Genomic DNA, 17,733 nt, shown 5'->3' on the forward strand with positions numbered 1-17,733 from the left:
ACTTGCGCACTGGGGCGGGCGATCCAGTACGCCGCAGCAGCCGTTATGAATCTCGATGCCGCGGAGTACTGGATTCCCCGCCTTCGCGGGGAATGAGAGGAGAGGGTGGGCAGGCATCACCGCTCCATTCTCGCCACACTTCGCGACGATTGCGCCGCTTGCCTGATTAATCCCGGCGCATCAACCGCTTCGCAGCATCCAGCGTGCGTCTCGCCGGACGTCGCATTCTACTGTGCATGGGGTTGTTTTCGCAGTTTTGTTTTCAGGTCCCTGCTAGCCTCAGCCTGCGGCTACCGATTCCCGCCAAACAGCCGGTCCATCAGCCAGCCATCGAGCCCGGCTGCCGCCTCGGGGCGCACATTGGCGCGCGTCGGAGGCGGCGGGCGATAGCCGCCGGCGTTCGGTTGTGCCGGTGCGGCAGGTGTCGGCGGCGACACCTGCGAAGCTGCCTGCGCGAGGTTCGACAGGCCCCAGCCGCCGGGTGCGCTCGGCAGCGCTGCCACCGGCACGCCCTCGTGTGCGGCCTTCATGAAGCGCGACCAGACTTCGACCGGCAGGCCGCCGCCGGTCGCCTTCTTGGTCGGCGAGTTGTCGTCGTTGCCGAGCCAGACGCCGGTGACGAGGCTCGCGGTGTAGCCGATGAACCAGGCGTCGCGATAATCCTGGCTGGTGCCGGTCTTGCCCGCCGCCGGCCAGCCGGGGATCTCCGCCTTCTTCGCGGTGCCTGATATCAGCGTCTCCCGCATCATCGCGTTCATCATGCCGACATAGCGGGGGTCGACGACCTGATTGCGCTCTTCGGGTTGACGCATGTAGAGCAGCTTGCCGCCGACCGTCCTGATCCGCGTGACGACATGCGGCGCCACCGCGAGGCCGCCATTGGCGAACGGTGCATAGGCGCCGACCAGCTCGACAACCGAGACTTCGGACGTGCCGAGCGCGATCGAGGCGTTCGGCTCGAGCTTGGAGGAGATGCCGAGCCGGTGCGCGGTGCGCACCACGTTCTTCGGCCCGACCTCGAGGCCAAGACGGATGGCCACCGTGTTGAGCGACATCGCCAGCGCCTGCGTCAGCGTCACCGCGCCGAAATATTCATGGGTGTAGTTCTCAGGACGCCAGCCCTTGACCTCGATCGGCGCGTCCTGGCGCATGGTGTCGGGCGTCAGCCCCTGCTCGAGCGCGGTCAGGTACACGAATGGCTTGAACGAGGAGCCCGGCTGGCGCTTGGCCGTGACCGCGCGATTGTACTGGCTGTCGGAATAGTTCCGCCCGCCCACCATGGCGCGCACGGCGCCGTCGGGCGTCATGGCCACCAGCGCGCCCTGGCTGACGTTGAACTTCACGCTCTTGGCCGCGAGCTCGTCGATGATGGCCGCTTCCGCGACGCTCTGCAGCTTCGGATCGATCGTGGTCTCGACCTTGATGCTCTCGTCGATCTGCCCGACCAGATCGTCCAGCACCTCGCCGATCCAGTCGGCGACGTAGTTCACCGTGCCGGCGCCCGCCGGCTTCACGTTGTAGGAGGGATGGCCGATCGAGGCCTTCGCCTGCGCGTCGGTGATGAACTTCGCATCCGCCATCGCCGCGAGCACGATCTGGGCTCGCGCTTCGGCGCCTTCGGGGTTGCGGTTCGGGGCGAGGCGGGACGGCGACTTGACGAGGCCGGCCAGCATCGCGGCTTCCGCGACCGTCACGTTCTTGGCCGACTTGCCGAAATATTTCTGCGCCGCCGCCTCGACGCCGTAGGCGCCGGAGCCGAAATAGACCCGGTTCAGATAAAGCTCCAGGATCTCGTCCTTGGAATGCTTGCGCTCCAGCCAGATCGCGAGCTCCACCTCCTGCAGCTTGCGCTGAATGGTGCGCTCCTGGGTCAGGAACAGGTTTTTCGCGAGCTGCTGCGTCAAGGTCGAGCCGCCCTGCGAGACGCCGCGATGAAGCACGTTGGTGACGAGCGCGCGCAGGATGCCGACCGGGTCGATGCCGAAATGCGAATAGAAGCGGCGATCCTCGATGGCGATGAACGCCTTCGGCAGGTAAGGCGGCAGATCCTTCAGCGCGACATTGGCGCCGGCCATCTCGCCGCGCTGCGCCAGAATGCTGCCATCGATGCCGACGATCTGGATCGTCGGCGGGCGCTTCGGGATCTCCAGCGACTGGATCGGCGGCAGATGCGCGCCGACATAGATCACGACGCCAATCACCGCGATGACGCCCCACAGGCTCAGCACCGCGCCCCAATAGACCAGGCGGCCGAGACCGAACCCGCCACGCGACTTCGCTCGACGCTTGGCGCCGCTGCGGCTGGCTGATGCTTTGCGCTCGCGTGGCGCCTCGGTGCCGGCATCCTCGCTCTTGCGCTTGGCGGATGCTTTCGCAGATTTCTTCGGCTTGTCGTCGCCGCCGGGAACGCGGTCTGCTGGGGTGAGGCGCAGATCGGCGAGCGCCGCGGGCAAGCCGAACAGCGGCTCCTTCCGCGCACCCTTTTTCTTTCCCCACGCCATACGCAATACGCCCGTCAGCCCGCCCCACCGAGACGCTAGCGGTCGCTGTTTAAGGCCGGGTTACCCCGGCGTTAACGCGCGATTAGGAGATGCGGCATTCGCCGGCCGCAGTTCCGCTTCCGGGGCGGCAAGGCTAGGATCGCTCGTATCAATAAGAAGAGGGAGCGCCATGGGCCATATCGATCCGACCAAGGAGATCTTCGCGCAATTCCGGGAGAACGATCGCCCGGGCCCGATCCACATGCTCAACCTAGTCCGCCTGCGCAAGGAGGCGGCCTATCCCGACGGCCGCAAGGCCAGCGGCGCGGAAGCCTATGCGGCCTATGGCCGCGAAAGCGGCCCGGTGTTCGAACGGCTCGGCGGCCGCATCGTCTGGCAGGGCAAATTCGAGCTGATGCTGATCGGCCCGCAGGAGGAACGCTGGGACCATTGCTTCATCGCCGAATATCCAAGCGTCGCCGCCTTCGTCGAGATGATCCGCGACCCCGTCTATCGCGAGGCGGTGAAGCACCGCCAGGCCGCGGTGGAGGATTCGCGGCTGATCCGCCACGCCGTGCTGCCGGTCGGGAAGAACTTTGGGGAGATACCGACCTGAACGCCAAGTAGGAGGCTCTCTCGATCGTCATGGCCGGGCTTGACCCGGCCATCCACGGCTTCCTTGACGCCCCAAGAACGTGGATGCCCGGGCCTTCGCCTCGCCGAAGCGGCTCCGGCCGCGCAGGCGGGACAAGCCCCGGGCACGACGTCGCAGAGCCAGATGCTTCTAGCCCGACGGGCCGGTGTCTTCAATGATCGGTCCGAACAGCTCCCAGCGCTCGCCGTTGAACTTCATCATCTGCATCTGCTTGTTGACGCGGTAGTCGTTCGGCCCGGTGTTGATCTTGATGCCGGGCAGCGCCAGGCTCGGCGTGTAGCCCTTGATATTGGCGGCCTGCTTCATGATGTTCGCACGCGTCAGATCGTCGCCGCATTGCTTCAAGACCTGCACCAAGAGCTCCGCCACCGAATAGGCGTAGGTGTTGATGGTGTTGAGCTTGTCACCTTCCGGGAAATACTTGTCCATGAAAGCGAAGAAAGCCTTCACGCCGGGGTCGTCCTTCCACTGCGGGTCGCTCGGCTCCTTGCCGTAATTGGTCGAGATGATGCCCTTGGAGATGTCGAGGCCTGCCGGCTTCAGCGTCGCCGAAATCGGGCTCGCATTGATGTCGAGGATGTGCACCGGCGTCCAGCCGAGATCGGCAAGCTTCTTGATCGCCTGCGCCGCGAATTTCGGCGTCGAGGCGTTATAGAACAGGTCGACGCCCATCGACTTCAGCTTCACCACCTGCGAGTCAACGGTGGGGTCGGTCACCTCATACGACACCTCGCCGACGATCATGTTGGCCTTGTCGCCGAGGCCGCTCTTGAGGCCGGCAAGATAGTCGCGGCCCATGTCGTCGTTCTGGTAGAGCACGCCGATCTTGGCGTTGGGGTGATTGGCGAGAATGTATTTTGCGTAGATCCGCCCCTCGGACACATAGTTGGGATTGTAAGCGATGGTCCAGGGATAGTTCTGCGGATCGTTGAAGCGCGCGGCGCCGGTCGAGGCCAGCAGCTGAGGTACCTTCTTGCCGTTGAGGTACTTCTGCACGGCGGCGTTCGCGGCTGTGCCGATCAGCTGAAAGGTGAACAGGACCTCATCGCCCTCGACCAGCTTGCGCACCTGCTCGACGGTCTTCGGCGGCGAATAGGCGTCGTCATACTGGATCAGGTTGATCTTGCGGCCGTTGATGCCGCCCTGATCGTTGATCATCCTGAAGTATGCGGCCTGGGTCTTGCCGATATTGGCGTAGACCGAATAGGCGCCGGAGAACGGCACGGTCTGGCCAATCTTGATCTCGGTGTCGCTTGCGCCGGTGTCGTATTTCTTCTGGGCGAGGGCCTGGCTGGTTGAGACTGCGACGGCGAGCGCCGCCGTGGCAGCTAAGAAGACTCTGCGATTGTTCATATTGGAACGTTCCTCCTGACGGAATTATCGGCCGATGGTCTTTCTCCGTTAATTGCAACGGTCGCCATCGCTGCCGAAGATTGTGGAGGAAGCTTCGCCGCAGCGCAAGGATCGCGGCGCTGTGCCGTAGCGTCTCAGGCGAGAAACATCGCAATCAGCGCGATTGCCGCAGGCAGCGCCTGCACGATCAGAATCCGCGTGCTGACGGTCGCCGCGCCATAGGCGCCGGCCACGATCACGCAGAGCAGGAAGAACACCTTGATCTGGAACGCGAAGGCCGGGTTGCCGTGGAACAGGCCCCAGACCAGGCCGACCGCGAGGAAGCCGTTATAGAGGCCCTGATTGGCGGCCAGCACCCTGGTGATCTCGGCCTTCTCGGGCGAATTCCGAAACACCTTCAGGCCCAGCGGCTTGTCCCAGAGAAACATCTCCAGGACGAGGAAGAAGACGTGCAGCGCGGCGACCAGCGCCACCAGGACATTGGCGATCAGAATCAAGGTGAGCTCCCCCAAAGCATCAGCTTTCGGGTGGACGTTAGCACGGCCGCCGTGGCAAGTGCGATCGATGTGTTTCGATTGCTGGTGCCGCAATGTCCGCTCGATCAACCAAGGTGCCTGAACGCTTCGGCCTCGATCGCCTGACGACGCCGATCGGGATTGCGCTGCTCGTCACCGACGCCGAGGGCAAGCTGCGCGCGCTCGACTGGGAAGACTATGAGCACCGCATGCGCGATCTGCTGCGCCTGCACTATGGCGCGGTGGATCTGCGTGATCAGCCTGCGCCGTCGGACATGCGGACCGCACTGTCGCGCTATTTCGACGGTGATCTCGGTCAGCTCCAGAGCATCGCATGGCGTATCGCCGGCACGCCGTTCCAGCAAAAAGTCTGGACCGCGCTCGCGCAGATCCCCGCCGGCACCACGATGAGTTACGGCGCGCTCGCCGCGAAGATCGACATGCCCAGGGCGATCCGCGCCGTCGGCCATGCCAACGGCTCAAATCCGATCAGTGTGGTGCTCCCCTGCCATCGCCTGATCGGCGCGGACGGTTCGCTGGTGAAGTATGGTGGTGGCCTCGAGCGCAAGCGTTGGCTGCTGCGGCACGAGGGAGTGGAGGTTTAGGTCGCGCTCGTCATTCCGGGGCGCGCGTAGCGCGAACCCGGAATCCATTTATCCGCGTCACTAGTGGCCCGATGGATTCCGGGTTCGCCGCTGCGCGGCGCTCCGGAATGACGAGTGGAGAGAGATGCGCGCCTCCGAATGAAGATAGGCGCGCCCATCCGTTCACGCCGCCGGCTGCACCGCCTTGTCGCCGGCCATCACATGGGTCAGCGCGCTCTTGATCGCGGCCTGGCGCGTCGGCGCGTTGATCTGCGCGCCCAGGAGGTCGGTGACGTAGAACACGTCGCGTGCGCGCTCGCCGAAAGTCGCGACATGGGCCGAGGCGATGTTGAGATTGAGCTTGGAGATCGCGGTGGTCAGCTCGTAGAGCAGGCCGGGCCGGTCGAGCCCGGAGACCTCGATCACGGTGTAGCGATCGGACCATTGGTTGTTGATCGTCACCTCTGGTTCGATCACGAACGGCTTTGCCTTGCTGCGCACGGTGCGCCGCGCCACCACTTCCGGCAGGCGCAGCTTGCCCTCCAGCACGTCCTCGATCATCTCGCCGATGCGCGTGGCGCGCCGACCCTCGTCCTCATCGCGGTCGTATTCGCGCGAGATCGAGATGGTGTCGAGCGCGCGGCCGTCGGTCGTGGTGTAGATCTGGGCGTCGACGATGTTGGCGCCGGCCGAGGCGCAGGCGCCGGCGATGATCGACAGCAGCCAGGGATGGTCGGCGGCGAAGATCGTCAGCTCCGTGACGCCGCGCACCTCGTCGAAACCGACATTGATCGCGAGCTTGTGGCCGGCCTGCTCGCTGGAGCGGACGAAGCGGGCATGGCGGATCTTGCGCGGCAGCTCGACCTTGAGCCAGTAGGCCGGATAGTGCCGGCCGATATAGGCGTCGAGCTCGTCGTTCGGCCATTCGGCGAAGGCCATGCGGAATTCGGCGTGCGCGGCGGCGAGGCGCTTGCCGCGGTCGACCTCCGAGAAGCCGCCGGTCAGCACCGGCTCGGTCTCGTAGTATAGCGAGCGCAAGAGCTGCGCCTTCCAGCCGTTCCACACGCCCGGGCCGACGCCGCGGATGTCGGCGGTGGTCAGGATGGTCAGCAGCTTCATCTGCTCAACCGACTGCACCACGGCAGCGAAATTCTCGATGGTCTTGCGATCGGAGAGGTCGCGCGACTGTGCGACCGTGGACATCGTCAGATGCTCCTCGATCAGCCAGGCCACGAGCTCGGTGTCGGCCGGGCTGAAGCCGAGCCGCGGGCAGAGCCGCCGCGCCACCTTGGCGCCGGCGATGGAGTGGTCCTCGGGACGGCCCTTGGCGACGTCGTGCAGCAGCGTTGCGATGTAGATCACCGCGCGGTGCTCGGGCCGGATCTTGCGGAACAGGTCGCTCGCCAGCGCGAACTCCTCGATGCCGCCGCGCTCGATGTCCTGCAGGAAGCCGATGCAGCGGATCAGGTGCTCGTCGACGGTGTAGTGATGATACATGTTGAACTGCATCATCGAGACGATCTTGCCGAAGGCGCGGATGAAGTGACCGAGCACGCCGGTCTCGTTCATCCGCCGCAGCACGATCTCGGCATTGTCCGAGGTCAGGATCTCCATGAACAGCCGGTTGGCCTCGGGATTTTCGCGCAAGCCCGCGTTGATCAGGCCGAGCGAGCGCGTCACGTCGCGCATCGCATCCGGATGGAAGGCGAGGTTGTTCTTCTGCGCGAGGCGGAAGATGCGGATCAGATTGACCGGGTCGTGCTTGAACACGTCGGGCGCGGCGACGTTGATGCGGTTGTTGTCGACGATGAAGTCGTCGCTGTCGGGGACGCGCCGCTTCACGGTGCTCGGTCGCAGCCGCGCCATCACCCGGCTCAGCACCGGCGCGGGCTTGGCCTGCTGGTCCTCGAGCTTGGCGCAGAGGATGGCGGTGAGATTGCCGACTTCCTTGGCGACCAGGAAGTAGTGCTTCATGAAGCGCTCGACGTCCTGCATGCCCGGATGCGAGGTGTAGCCGAGACGGATCGCGATCTCGCGCTGGAGATCGAAGGAGAGGCGCTCCTCGGCGCGGCCAGAGTAGAAATGCAGATTGCAGCGCACCGACCAGAGGAAGTCGGCGCAGCGGCGGAAGGTGCGATATTCCTGCGCGTCGAACACGCCGCGCCCGACCAGCTCGTGGGTGTCGCGGACGCGGTAGACGTATTTGGCGATCCAGAACAGTGTGTGCAGGTCGCGCAAAGCCCCCTTGCCGTCCTTGACGTTGGGCTCGACCAGATAACGCGACTGGCCGCCGCGGCGGTGGCGCTCCTCGCGCTCGGCGAGCTTTGCGGTGACGAATTCGGACGCAGTGCCCTGCACCACTTCCTTGTCGAAGCGCTCGACCAGCTCGTCATAGAGCGGCTTGTCGCCGGTGAGGAACCGCGTCTCCAGGATCGCGGTGCGGATCGTCATGTCGCCGCGCGCCTGCCGGATCGATTCGTCGACCGATCGCGTGGCGTGACCGACCTTCAAGCCCATGTCCCAGAGGCAATAGAGGATCGCTTCGGCGACCTGCTCGCCCCAGGCGGTCTGCTTGTAAGGCAGGATGAAGAGCAGATCGATGTCCGATTCCGGCGCCATCAGGCCGCGGCCGTAGCCGCCGGTCGCCACCACCGCCATGCGCTCGGCCCCGCTCGGGATCGGCGAGCGGTAGAGATGGCGCGTCGCGGCCGAATACAGGATGCGGATGATCTCGTCCTGCACGTGGCACAGCCGCTCGGCGCAGCGGCGGCCGTGGCGGTCCTTCAGAAGGATCGCCTGGGCGGCGGCGCGCGCCGCGATCAGCTCCGCCTTGAGCAATAGCGCCATCGCCGTGCGGAACGCGTCCTCGCGCCCCTCGTGCTTCTCGGCAAGCGCATCGACCGCGGCGGTGATCCGCGCGGTATCGAAGCGCTCGTCCACCTGTGGCTTCTGCTCAGTCGCGACGCTGTCCATGTCTCACCGGATATAAGAGGTGACAGGCGCTGTCACGAGACATTCGCAAGGGGACGACCGGCGAGTTTGGCCACGCAGAGGAATCGGCTCCGCCCCCGGGTATCGGTGCCTGGGTAACGTCATGAATGTGCTCAGATTTTTTCATGAATCCCCGGCGGCTCATGACTGCCTCCACCAATCATGGGCTGACACCAAACCGATGGCGCTCTATACCGCTCGTTGATATTCCGGGAGAGAACAACATGGACGCTGCAGAGCTGCGCCAGATGCAGGCCCCGATCAAGGAGCGCTACAAGACCGATCCCAAGGCTGCGCTGATCACGCTGAAGGCCAAGGGCTCCACCGATAGCGACGGCATCGCCTGCAAGGTCGAGACCGGCCGCGCCATCGCAACGGCCGGCCTCCACCCCGCCACCGGCGGTTCCGGCCTCGAGCTCTGCTCCGGCGACATGCTGCTCGAAGCCCTGGTCGCCTGTGCCGGCGTCACGCTGAAATCGGTCGCGACCGCGATCGAGGTGCCCTTGAAGACCGGCAACGTCTACGCCGAGGGCGATCTCGATTTCCGCGGCACGCTCGGCGTCGACAAGGAGACCCCGGTCGGTTTCGCCGAGATCCGTCTCCGCTTCGAGGTCGACACCGACGCCGCCCAGGACAAGCTCGACCTGCTGCTCAAGCTCACCGAGCGCTATTGCGTGGTCTACCAGACCATCAAGAACGGCCCGAAGGTTTCGGTGTCGATGCAAAGGATGTAAGACGCAGGCCGTCATCCCACCGATTGGTGTCGTCCCGGGGCGCGCCGCTTGGCGCGAGCCCGGGACCCATAATCCCCGGCCGTCGGGATTTCGGACGGTCGTTGCTCCAGCTCTCAAACATGTCGGCCTGTGGTTATGGATTCTCAGGTGCGCAATTGCGCACCGGAGCTCGCGCTTCGCGCGCCCCGGAATGACAGATAGAAATGTCCCTCGACCTCCACTTCCTCCTCTTCCTGCTCCTGCGCATGGCGATCGCGGCGGCGTTCGTGGTGACGGCATCGATCATCACCGAGCGCTCGGGACCCGTGATCGGCGCGCTGATCGCGACCCTGCCGGTCTCGGCCGGGCCGTCCTACGTCTTCCTTGCGATCGATCATGACGCCGCGTTCGTCGCGCAGGGCGCGCTGGCGAGCCTGCCCGTCAATGCGGCGACGATCTTGATGTGCCTCACTTACGTTGTGCTGTCGCAGCGGCACGCTCTCGTGGTGAGTTGCGGAAGCGCTTTCGCGGTATGGATCGGGATGGCCTCGATCATCCGCTCATTCGACTGGTCGCTCGCCGCGGGGCTCGCCGCCAATCTGATCGCGTTCGGCATTTGCATTCCACTGCTCGCGCGCTATCGCCATGTGAAGATGCCGCTGGTGACGCGTCGCTGGTATGATGTGCCGATGCGCGCTGCGCTGGTTGCGACCCTCGTCGCCATCGTGGTTTCGACATCGAGCTGGGTCGGCCCGCGCATCAGCGGCATCATTGCGCTGTTTCCCGTGGTGTTCTCCAGCATCATGGTCATCCTGCATCCGCGCATCGGTGGACCGCCGACCGCCGCCGTGCTCGCCAACTCCGCCTGGGGCCTGCTCGGATTTGGCATGGCGATTGCGGTCCTGCACGTTGCAGTCGTGAAATTTGGATTGGCGGTAGGTCTTTCGCTCGCGCTTGCAAGCTGCGTGGTGTGGAACCTGATGCTGTGGTGGCGTGGACGCAGAAGGCTGCGCATCGAAACGTAAGCATTGTGTCCAGGATTTTGCGGCCTTTAGCCGGTAGTTCCGCGGTGTTTGACGGCGGGTTTCCGATAGTGTCGTTAATTTAATCTTCGTGTCTTGACCCTACACTTGCTCGTTGTCCGTAGAGACGGCGCCGTTGAGGGCTACATTTCCACCAGTACGAAAAGTTGTGAACGTCGAGCCGAAAGGCTCGAGCGCGAGCGCGACGCTGCGCACGCCATGCAAATGATTTCTCGTCGAGGAGATACTTGAATGTTCGGTCGCAAGTCCAACACTGATGCACAAGCGCGGCTCGATGCCATCGGCCGATCGCAGGCGATGATCGAATTCAATCTTGATGGGACGATCGTCACGGCCAACAAGAATTTTCTCGACGCACTCGGCTACCGGCTTGAGGAGATCCAGGGCAAGCATCACTCGATGTTCGTGCCGGCCGACCAGCGCGACAGCGCCGAGTACAAGGCATTCTGGGCTGCATTGAACCGTGGCGAGTATCAGGCGCGCGAGTTCAAGCGGATCGCGAAAGACGGCCGCGAGGTCTGGATCGAGGCATCCTACAATCCGGTGCTCGACGGCAACGGCAAGACGGTGATGGTCGCCAAGATTGCGACCGACATCACCGAGAAGAAGATCCGCAGCATGACGGACGCCTCCAAGATCGCTGCGATCGGCCGCGCCCAGGCCGTCATCGAGTTCAAGCTCGACGGCACCATCGTCTCGGCCAACGAGAATTTCTGCAAGGCGCTCGGCTATTCGTTCGACGAGATCAAGGGCAAGCATCACAGCCTGTTCGTGGCCGAGGCCGATCGAAACAGCCCGCCCTATCGCGAATTCTGGGCCGCGCTCAACCGCGGCGAATACCAGGCGGGCGAGTTCAAGCGCATCGGCAAGGGCGGCCGCGAGGTCTGGATCCTCGCCTCCTACAATCCGTTGCTCGACGAAAACGGCAAGCCGTACGGCGTGGTCAAGTTCGCGACCGACGTCACTGCGGAGAAGCTGAAGAATGCCGATCTCGCCGGCCAGATCGCGGCGATCGACAAGGCCCAGGCCGTGATCGAGTTCAACATGGACGGCACGATCATCACCGCCAATGCCAACTTCCTCGGCGCGCTCGGCTATTCGCTGGCCGAGATCAAGGGCCGCCACCACAGCATGTTCGTCGAGCCCTCCGAGCGCGACGGCGCCGGCTATCGCGAGTTCTGGGCGGCGCTCAATCGCGGCCAGTATCAGGCGGCCGAATACAAGCGCATCGGCAAGGGCGGCAAGGAGGTCTACATCCAGGCCTCCTACAATCCGATCCTCGACCTCAACGGCAAGCCGTTCAAGGTCGTCAAATACGCCACCGACGTCACCAAGCAGGTCCTGGTCCGCATGGGCAATGAGCGCGTGCGCGGCATGATGGAATCGGTCGCCGCCGGCTCGGAGGAGCTCAACGCCTCGGTGCGGGAGATCTCCGAGGCCATGACCAAGTCGCGCGAGACCGCGATGAGCGCGGTCGAGCAGGTCGGCGCCGCCGACGCGCAGGCCCAGCGCCTCACCGAGGCCGCGCAGGCGATGAGCGGCATCGTCGAGATGATCAACAACATCACGGGGCAGATCAACCTGCTCGCGCTCAACGCCACGATCGAATCGGCGCGCGCGGGCGAGGCCGGCCGCGGCTTCGCGGTGGTCGCTTCCGAGGTCAAGAGCCTCGCCAACCAGGCCAAGCAGGCGACCGACAAGATCGGCCAGGAGATCGGCAGCCTCAACAGCATCTCCGGCGACGTCGTCAGCGCGCTCGGCTCGATCAAGCAGGCGATCAACAATGTCAGCGAGTACGTGACCTCGACCGCCGCCGCGATCGAGGAGCAGAGCACGGTGACCAACGAGATGTCGACCAGCATGCAGCGCGCCGCCGCGGAAGCCGCCGCGATCGCGGCGAGGGGCTAGGCCGGGCTCGGAATTGTAGGGTGGGCCAAAGGTGCGCTCTTTGCGCGCCGTGCCCACCATATCTCCCCGATCGCTTCAGGGAGCGGTGGGCACGCTCCGCTTTGCCCACCCTCCGGCATCATCACTGCTTCGGCAGCTTCGCCTTCAGCGCATACAGCGCATCCAGCGCCTCGCGCGGCGACATCTCGTCGGGGTGCAGCGCCTTCACCGCCTCCATCAGCAGCTCCGCTTCGCTCGGCGGCGCGGCTTCAGTGGCGGCGCGCGAAGGGACAGCGAACAGCGGCAGATCGTCCACCAGGGCTCGCGCGGTCTGGCCGCGGTCCTGCGCCTCCAGCTTCGACAGCACCGATTTGGCGCGCGTGATCACCGCCGGCGGCAGGCCGGCGAGTTTCGCCACCTGGATGCCGTAGGAGCGGTCGGCCGAGCCCGGCAGCACCTCGTGCAGGAACACGACGTTGCCCTGCCATTCCTTCACCCGCACCGTGGCGTTGAACATCCGCGGCAGTTTCGCCGCGAGCGCGGTCAGCTCGTGATAATGCGTCGCGAACAAGGTTCGGCAGCGGTTGCTCTCGTGCAGATGCTCGATCGCGGCCCAGGCGATCGAGAGGCCGTCGAAGGTCGCGGTGCCGCGGCCGATCTCATCGAGGATGACGAGCGAGCGCTCGCCGGCCTGGTTCAGGATCGCCGCGGTCTCGACCATCTCCACCATGAAGGTGGAGCGGCCGCGGGCGAGATCGTCGGCGGCGCCGACGCGCGAGAACAGGCGGTCGACGATGCCGATCCGCGCGCGCGTCGCCGGCACGAAGCTGCCGATCTGGGCCATCAAGGCGATCAGCGCGTTCTGGCGCAGGAAGGTCGATTTACCGGCCATGTTGGGACCGGTGAGCAGCCAGAGCTGGCCTGCCCCCACCCTACCCTCCCCCGCCTGCGGGGGAGGGTAGGGTTGAGGTACGGGAGAGAGGTCGCAGGCATTGGCGATGAACGGCTCGCCGTTGCGCTTCAGGGCCTGCTCGACCACGGGATGGCGGCCGGCCTCGATCGCAAAGCCGAGGGAATCGTCCACCTCCGGTCGCACGTAATTCTCGTCGACGGCGAGCTTGGCCAGCGAGGTCGCGACGTCGAGCAGCGCAAAACCTTGCGCCGCGGCGCGCAGATCGTCGCTGATCGCGAGCGCCTTGGCGCAGAGCCGCTCGAAGATCTCGAGCTCGAGGCCGAGCGCGCGGTCGCCGGCATTGGCGATCTTGGCCTCGATCTCTCCTAACTCGGCGGTGGTGAAGCGCACCTGTCCCGCCAGCGTCTGGCGATGGATGAAGGTCGCGTTCAGCGGCGGCGACATCAGCTTGTCGCCGTGCTGGGCGGTAACCTCGACGAAATAGCCGAGCACGTTGTTGTGCCGGATCTTGAGGCCCTTGACGCCGGTTTGGTCGGCGTAACGGGCCTGCATCGAGGCCACGACCAGACGTGAGGCATCACGCAGGTTGCGCGCTTCGTCCAGCGCCGGCTCGTAGCCCTGGCGCACGAAGCCGCCGTCGCGCTTGATCAGCGGCAGCTGCTCGTCGAGCGCGCTGGCGAACTCGGCAGCAAGCGCGCGCGACGGCCGCTGCAGCGCCGCCATCACCGCCGCGATTTCCTGCGGCGGCCGATCCATTTCGGAGAGCCGCGTCAGCACCTGGTCGGCGGCGATGATGCCGTCGCGGATGCCGGCGAGGTCGCGCGGCCCGCCGCGGCCGACCGAGAGCCGTGCCAGAGCGCGCGACATGTCGGGCGCGCCGCGCAGGATGCTGCGGATGTCCTCGCGCGCGGCGGAATCGGCCACGAAGGCGCTGACCGCATCTAACCGGCGGGCGATCGCCGGCGCATCGGTCAGCGGCGCCGCCAGACGCTGCGCCAGCAGGCGGGAGCCTGCCGAGGTCACGGTGCAGTCGATCGCATCCAGCAACGAGCCGCGGCGTTCGCCGGCGAGCGTGCGCGTCAGCTCGAGATTGGCGCGCGTCGCCGGGTCGATCGCCATGGTCGCGCCCGAGGCCTCACGCGCGGGCGGCGACAGCGGCGGATGCTTACCGACCTGGGTGCGGTCGACATAGGTGACGGCGGCGGCCGCGGCGGTGGCTTCCAGGCGCGTCAGCTGCGCGAGCCCGTCCATGGTCGCGACGGCAAAATAGTCGCACAGCCGCTTCTCGGCGGTGGCGCCGTCGAAGACGTCGCGGGTCAGCGGCGTCACCGCCGGCAGCTCGCGCAAGGTCTGGCCGAGCTCGTTGTCGCTGTAGAGGGCGTCCGTGACGATCGCCTCGTTCGGGTTGATGCGCGCCAGCGTCGCGGCGAGCTCGCTACCCGAGACCTCGGTGACCATGAATTCGGCCGTCGAGATGTCGATCCAGGCAAGGCCGAAGCGGTCGCCGCCGGCGGAGGAGCGTGCCCGCGCGATCGCCAGCAGGTAATTGTTGGCACGCGCATCGAGCAGCGTGTCCTCGGTCAGCGTGCCCGGCGTCACCAGCCGCACCACGCCGCGGCGCACCACGCTCTTGTTGCCGCGCGCTTTCGCAGCCGCGGGATCCTCGGTCTGCTCGCAGACCGCGACCCGATGCCCGGCGCTGATGAGACGATGCAGATAATCCTCTGAGCGCTCGACCGGCACGCCGCACATCGGGATATCCGCGCCCTGGTGCTTGCCGCGCTTGGTCAGGACGATGCCGAGCGTCCTCGAGGCGATCTCGGCGTCCTCGAAGAACAGCTCGTAAAAGTCGCCCATCCGGTAGAACAGCAGCAAGCCCTGATGAGCTGCCTTGATCTCCAGATACTGCTCCATCATCGGCGTGACGCGCGCGGCAGTCTCGGCCTGCGGCGCGGGCGTGTCGTCGGCGGGCGGAACTTGTATCGGCTGTTGCATCGTCATGGGCGGCGCAACCTACAAAATTTCGCCACTTGCTCCTATCGCTTTGGCCGGAGCGGCGAGGTTTTCCACGTTGTCCGCAGTGGGGACGCGAGGTGCTGCCACATTCTCGGTCGTCATTTCGCGTTCGCGCCAAATGGCACGCCCCGGAATGACGGCTGCCCCGCGAAACCGTCAATTGACCTGCCGCGGGCGCCCTCCTAAAACTCCGCCGACGTTGAAGAATTTGGCCGGATCGCGGCATTCAGGGAGAACAACGATGCGTGACGTCTTTATCTGCGATGCCGTGCGGACCCCGATCGGCCGTTTCGGCGGCTCGCTCGCCAAGGTGCGTGCCGACGATCTCGCCGCCGCCCCGATCAAGGCGCTGATGGCCAAGCACCCCAAGCTCGACTGGGCGCAGGTGGACGAAGTGTTCTTCGGCTGCGCCAACCAGGCCGGCGAGGACAATCGCAACGTCGCGCGCATGGCGCTGCTGCTGGCGGGCCTGCCGGATTCGGTTCCCGGCCAGACCCTGAACCGGCTTTGTGCCTCGGGCCTCGATGCGGTCGGCGCCGCGGGCCGCGCCATCCGTTCCGGCGAGATTGAGTTCGCCATTGCCGGCGGCGTCGAGTCGATGACCCGCGCGCCGTTCGTGATGGGCAAGGCGCAGGAAGCCTTCTCGCGCTCGGCCGAGATCTTCGACACCACGATCGGCTGGCGCTTCATCAATCCGCTGCTGAAGGCGCAGTACGGCGTCGACGCCATGCCGGAGACCGGCGAGAACGTCGCCGAGGAGTTCCAGGTCTCGCGCGCCGATCAGGACGCCTTCGCCATCCGCTCGCAGCAGCGCGCAGGCGCTGCGATCGCAGCCGGCTATTTCGCGGAAGAAATCACGCCCATCACCATTCCCGGCGGCAAGGCCGGCCCGATCACCATCGACAAGGACGAGCATCCGCGCCCCGAGACCACGCTGGAAGGTCTCGCCAAGTTGAAGCCGATTGTGCGCAATCCTGGCACTGTGACCGCCGGCAACGCCTCCGGCGTCAATGACGGCGCCGCCGCCATGATCCTGGCCTCGGAAGCCGCAGTTAAGAAGCACGGCCTGACCCCGCGGGCCCGCATCCTCGGTCTTGCGTCGGCCGGCGTGCCGCCGCGGATCATGGGTATCGGCCCGGTGCCCGCGACCCGCAAGCTGATGGAGCGCCTCGGCAAGAAGATCAGCGATTTCGACCTGATCGAGCTGAACGAAGCTTTCGCTTCGCAAGGCATCGCCTGCATGCGCCAGCTCGGCGTCGCCGATGACGCCGATTTCGTCAATCCGCATGGCGGCGCCATCGCGCTTGGCCATCCGCTCGGCATGAGCGGCGCCCGCCTCGCGCTCACAGCCGTGCACGGCATGGAGAAGCGCGGCGGCAAGCTGGCGCTCGCCACCATGTGCGTCGGCGTCGGCCAGGGCGTCGCGGTTGCGATCGAAAAGCTGAATTGAACTCTCTCTTCCCTCTCCCCGCTTGCGGGGAGAGGGTTGGGGTGAGGGGGAGTCTCCGCAAGGACGGTGACAGTTGGACTCGCGGAGAGCCCCCCTCACCCGGAATTTGCTGTCGCAAATTCCGGCCTCTCCCCGCAAGCGGGGAGAGGCGAAGAGCCCGGGCTCGCTCAATTCTCTCGCGTCCCGGAAAGACAGGGAGGAAATAACCTGTGATCATCGAGCGCGAGAAGGACGTCACGGCCGCGGCCCTGGCGGTGATGGAGCGGACATCCGATCCGCGGCTGCGCGATATCATGGTCTCCCTGGTCAAGCATTTGCACGCCTTCGTCCGCGATGTCAGGCTGACCGAGAAGGAGTTCCGCGATGCCACGGCAATCGTGGCCGAGCTCGGCAAGCTGACCACCGATACGCATAACGAAGTCGTGCTGATGGCGGGGTCGCTTGGCGTTTCCTCGCTGGTGTGCCTGCTCAACAACGGCGATCAGGGCAATACGGAGACCGATCACTCATTGCTCGGGCCGTTCTGGCGGTTGAATTCGCCCCGGGTCGAGAATGGCGGATCCATCGTGCGCTCGGAAACACCGGGCGCCACGCTGTTCGTCCGCGGCCGCGTCGTCGATAAGGACGGCCGTCCGGTCGCCGGTGCCGAGGTCGATGTCTGGCACGCCTCGCCGGTCGGCCTTTACGAGAACCAGGACCCCGAGCAGGCCGACATGAACCTGCGCGGCAAGTTCACGACAGATTCCGACGGGCGCTTTTCCTTCCGGTCAGTGATGATGGTCGGCTATCCCATTCCGACCGATGGTGTCGTCGGCCGCCTGCTCGCGGCGCAGGCCCGCCACCCCTATCGTCCCGCGCATCTGCATGCCCTGATCTTCAAGCCCGGATTCAAGGTGCTGATCTCGCAGGTCTATGATCCCAGCGACCCCCATATCGACAGCGACGTGCAGTTCGGTGTGACACAGGCGCTGATCGGCAAGTTCGTGCGCCACGACACGCCGCATCCGACGGCGAAGGACGCCTCCGTGCCCTGGTATTCGCTCGACCATGCCTACCGGCTCGAGGCCGGAGAGGCGGTGCTTCCACGCGCGCCGATCAGGTAGGAGCGGCCGGCGGCCATGCGCAGGAACGCC

General features: G+C 65.5%; 12 protein-coding genes. 7 read left to right on the forward strand and 5 right to left on the reverse strand.

Annotation, left to right across the window (positions count from 1 at the left end; all coding sequences use genetic code 11):
- Nucleotides 1–290: 290 nt before the first annotated feature.
- On the reverse strand, nt 291–2,501 hold the full coding sequence (locus tag ACVWYQ_RS24525; RefSeq protein ID WP_456726464.1) for a transglycosylase domain-containing protein: 2,211 nt from the start codon (nt 2,499–2,501) through the stop codon (nt 291–293).
- A gap of 169 nt (nt 2,502–2,670) precedes the next feature.
- Here ACVWYQ_RS24525 and ACVWYQ_RS24530 point away from each other — a divergent pair, with 169 nt between their 5' ends.
- Nucleotides 2,671–3,096 carry a DUF1330 domain-containing protein gene (locus tag ACVWYQ_RS24530; protein WP_025033272.1) on the forward strand — a complete coding sequence of 142 codons (426 nt, stop codon included), beginning with the start codon at nt 2,671–2,673 and terminating at the stop codon, nt 3,094–3,096.
- A 168-nt stretch (nt 3,097–3,264) separates the two neighbouring features.
- Here the strand turns inward: ACVWYQ_RS24530 and ACVWYQ_RS24535 are convergent, their stop codons facing one another.
- Both ACVWYQ_RS24535 and ACVWYQ_RS24540 read right to left on the reverse strand, forming a co-directional pair.
- On the reverse strand, nt 3,265–4,488 hold the full coding sequence (locus ACVWYQ_RS24535; RefSeq protein WP_456726465.1) for an ABC transporter substrate-binding protein: 1,224 nt from the start codon (nt 4,486–4,488) through the stop codon (nt 3,265–3,267).
- 134 nt (nt 4,489–4,622) lie between these two features.
- Nucleotides 4,623–4,979: a DUF1304 domain-containing protein gene (locus ACVWYQ_RS24540; protein WP_404546407.1), complete on the reverse strand. Its 357-nt coding sequence runs from the start codon at nt 4,977–4,979 to the stop codon at nt 4,623–4,625.
- A 98-nt stretch (nt 4,980–5,077) separates the two neighbouring features.
- Here ACVWYQ_RS24540 and ACVWYQ_RS24545 point away from each other — a divergent pair, with 98 nt between their 5' ends.
- The gene (locus tag ACVWYQ_RS24545) at nt 5,078–5,608 is read left to right on the forward strand and encodes a methylated-DNA--[protein]-cysteine S-methyltransferase (protein WP_456726466.1); all 531 of its coding nucleotides are present in this window, start codon (nt 5,078–5,080) and stop codon (nt 5,606–5,608) included.
- 162 nt (nt 5,609–5,770) lie between these two features.
- Here ACVWYQ_RS24545 and ACVWYQ_RS24550 read toward each other — a convergent pair whose 3' ends face one another.
- Entirely contained in the window at nt 5,771–8,560 is a 2,790-nt protein-coding gene (locus ACVWYQ_RS24550; RefSeq protein ID WP_157285340.1) for a [protein-PII] uridylyltransferase, read from the reverse strand.
- Between the two features lie 242 nt (nt 8,561–8,802).
- Here ACVWYQ_RS24550 and ACVWYQ_RS24555 point away from each other — a divergent pair, with 242 nt between their 5' ends.
- From ACVWYQ_RS24555 to ACVWYQ_RS24565, 3 genes are all read left to right on the forward strand, one after another.
- Nucleotides 8,803–9,312 (forward strand): OsmC family protein, encoded by a 510-nt coding sequence (locus ACVWYQ_RS24555; protein ID WP_404654550.1) that lies wholly within the window; start codon nt 8,803–8,805, stop codon nt 9,310–9,312.
- Nucleotides 9,313–9,515: 203 nt separating this feature from the next.
- A complete protein-coding gene (locus ACVWYQ_RS24560) occupies nt 9,516–10,316 on the forward strand; it encodes a hypothetical protein (protein WP_456726467.1) in 801 nt (266 codons plus the stop codon).
- Between the two features lie 249 nt (nt 10,317–10,565).
- Nucleotides 10,566–12,242: a methyl-accepting chemotaxis protein gene (locus ACVWYQ_RS24565; protein ID WP_404545211.1), complete on the forward strand. Its 1,677-nt coding sequence runs from the start codon at nt 10,566–10,568 to the stop codon at nt 12,240–12,242.
- Nucleotides 12,243–12,363: 121 nt separating this feature from the next.
- On the opposite strand, the gene mutS is transcribed toward ACVWYQ_RS24565, so the two are convergent.
- Nucleotides 12,364–15,135 carry a DNA mismatch repair protein MutS gene (gene mutS, locus ACVWYQ_RS24570; RefSeq protein WP_404545214.1) on the reverse strand — a complete coding sequence of 924 codons (2,772 nt, stop codon included), beginning with the start codon at nt 15,133–15,135 and terminating at the stop codon, nt 12,364–12,366.
- 256 nt (nt 15,136–15,391) lie between these two features.
- On the opposite strand from mutS, the gene pcaF reads away from it, so the two are divergent.
- Complete coding sequence (gene pcaF / locus ACVWYQ_RS24575) at nt 15,392–16,600, forward strand: 3-oxoadipyl-CoA thiolase (protein WP_404545215.1); 1,209 nt, start codon at nt 15,392–15,394, stop codon at nt 16,598–16,600.
- A gap of 209 nt (nt 16,601–16,809) precedes the next feature.
- Nucleotides 16,810–17,703, forward strand: a complete 894-nt coding sequence (locus tag ACVWYQ_RS24580) for a dioxygenase family protein (protein WP_404545217.1) — start codon at nt 16,810–16,812, stop codon at nt 17,701–17,703.
- The last annotated feature ends 30 nt before the right edge of the window (nt 17,704–17,733 follow it).

The organism is Bradyrhizobium sp. USDA 3397, assembly GCF_054060965.1.